2 protein-coding genes and 1 pseudogene are annotated in these 2491 nt (G+C 49.0%); all 3 read right to left on the reverse strand.

Annotated elements, in window-relative coordinates; genetic code table 11:
* Positions 1–162 (reverse strand): annotated as a pseudogene (locus AB5903_RS22260) (xylose isomerase); the annotation flags it as partial.
* 255 nt (positions 163–417) lie between these two features.
* Entirely contained in the window at positions 418–1911 is a 1494-nt protein-coding gene (locus AB5903_RS22265; RefSeq protein WP_005654106.1) for a xylulokinase, read from the reverse strand.
* A gap of 67 nt (positions 1912–1978) precedes the next feature.
* On the reverse strand, positions 1979–2491 hold a 513-nt coding region (locus AB5903_RS22270), incomplete at its 5' end, for a DNA mismatch repair protein MutT (protein WP_368118306.1).

Genomic DNA, 2491 nt, shown 5'->3' on the forward strand with positions numbered 1-2491 from the left:
GAGTGTATGCCACCATGCCATAGAGAACTTCAACCAATCTTTCATCTTCTTGCCCATGATTACTTTTTCCGCATCGTAGTAGCGGAATGCCATAGGATTCTTACTTTCTTTGCCTTCGAATTTGATTTTTCCTATTCCGGGAAAATACTCTTTTGTTGCCATAATGATTAAATGTGTTAATGCGGTAATGCGCCGATGTGCTGACAACGGGCACATTACCCGCGGGTTAATTATTACTGTTGTTTTATTCTTGTTTACTTTCAATGTCTGTTTCAATCTTCTTCAAGAGGCATTTCATTCAGTTTCTCTGAAATTTCTTTCCGGTCTGTTTTCCTTTTTATTCGTTGCATAGACGCTCCTCATAAAAAGCAGCAAGCCGGTCTCAAAAAGAACTTTCCGAAGAATGCAGAACAAAACTTAAGCAGGCCGTAAGCTCTGCATCAGATATTGTTTCCAGCGCGCATAGGCATCGGCATATGCCTGACGGTCGGCTTGTCCGGGCTCGATGATTTCGAGCTTCTCGAGCGTAGCAAAGGCTTCGTTGTTGTCTTTATAGATGCCCGCACCGATACCTGCACCTTTGGCTGCACCTACCGAACCGTCGGTGTCGTACAGTTCGATAACGGCACCCGTTACGCCTGCCAGCGTTTCGCGGAACAGCGGACTGAGGAACATATTGGCTTTGCCCGCATGGATTTTCTGTACGGGAATACCCATCTGCTCCATAATGTCGATACCATACTTGAAAGAGAATACGATACCTTCCTGTGCCGCACGGATAATATGTTGCTTGCCGTGCTGGTTGAAGTTGATTCCTTGAATGGAACAGCCCGTTTCCCTGTTCTCCAGCATACGTTCGGCACCGTTGCCAAAAGGCAGGATGCTGATACCGGCGCTTCCGATAGGCGCCTGGGCGGCAAGAACATTCATGTCACTGTAAGAAACGCCTTCGGGAGCAACGGTGCGTTTCACCCACGAGTTGAGGATACCCGTACCGTTGATGCACAAAAGTACGCCGAGACGGGTTTGTTCCGCCGTGTGATTGACGTGCGCAAAGGTATTGACACGCGATTTCGGGTCGTAGTTCACCTCACCGTTCACACCGTAAACCACCCCCGAAGTACCCGCTGTGGATGCTATTTCACCGGGGTTGAATACATTCAGCGACAATGCGTTGTTGGGTTGGTCGCCGGCACGGTATGTGACAGGCGTTCCCTCTTTCAGACCCAACTCCTGTGCGGCAGCGGCGTTTACACGGCCTTGCTCGGAGAATGTAGGTCTGATGTCGGCTATCAGCGAGGAATCGAAACCGTAATATTTCATCAGGAAGTCTGCTACCCGGTTGTTCTTGAAATCCCAGAACATGCCTTCGGACAGTCCGGAGACTGTAGTGCAGATTGTACCGCTCAGTTTCATGGCAATATAATCGCCCGGCAGCATAATCTTGTATATCTTTTCATAGACAGCCGGTTCATTCTCCTTTATCCAGGCAAGTTTGGACGCGGTGAAGTTACCCGGAGAGTTGAGCAGATGCGAGAGGCATAACTCCTCGCCCAGCGTTTCAAATGCTTTTTGTCCGTAAGGAACGGCTCTGGAATCGCACCAGATGATTGCAGGACGCAATACCTTTTGGTCTTTGTCCACGCACACCAATCCGTGCATCTGGTAAGAGATACCGATGGCTTTGATGTCTGCCGCATCCACACGCGCATCCGCCAATACGGCTTGCGTTGCCAGCTTCAGGTTTTCCCACCAGTTTTCAGGGTTCTGTTCCGCCCATCCCGGCTTCACGGCTATGATTTCCGCTTCCGTCTTCGGGAAGAACGCGGAAGATACGCACTTACCGCTTTCTGCATTTACCAAGCTCGCTTTAACGGACGAGCTGCCGATGTCATATCCTAATAAATACATGTCTTTGAGTTTATATTGTTAAATTTTCGATTTATTCCGTATCAGGTTTTGAATTCAGGTGTCTTGCCTACCGCCTTACCTTATTATATATCTTCTTGTCGAACCGGTAATACCGTGCCGCACGATGGGCAACTCCCTGCTGCTTCTCTTCCAAAGGAACCACATACTCCATAAGAGCTATCTTTTTGTGGAAATTACGTACATCTATCTGTTTCCCGTACAAGAGTTCATACAGCGTACGGAGCTGGGATGCGGTGAACTTACGCGGAAGCAGGTCGAAAAGAGAGGACGGGTTGAACTCGATATACTGGCGGATGTAGGTTATCGCCTCTTTTATGATAAGGTTGTGGTCGAAAGCCAGTGCCTTGATATCCGGCAAGGCAACCCAATTTGCCATATACTCGTCCAGGCCGCGGTTGAGCGTACGGTCTATCTTTACGAGAGAAAGATAAGCGATGGTCACGATGCGCTCTACTTTGGACTGCATGGCACGTTCCAGCCAATGCACGTCTCTGGGGTCTGTGGTGCGGTTCTTGGAGCCGAACGCCTTGAACTGCATCAGATTTACGTTCTTAAGTCC

The sequence above is a fragment of the Bacteroides sp. 2201st1_D9_2201SCRN_220225 genome (assembly GCF_040928965.1).
Lineage (GTDB): Bacteria > Bacteroidota > Bacteroidia > Bacteroidales > Bacteroidaceae > Bacteroides > Bacteroides stercoris.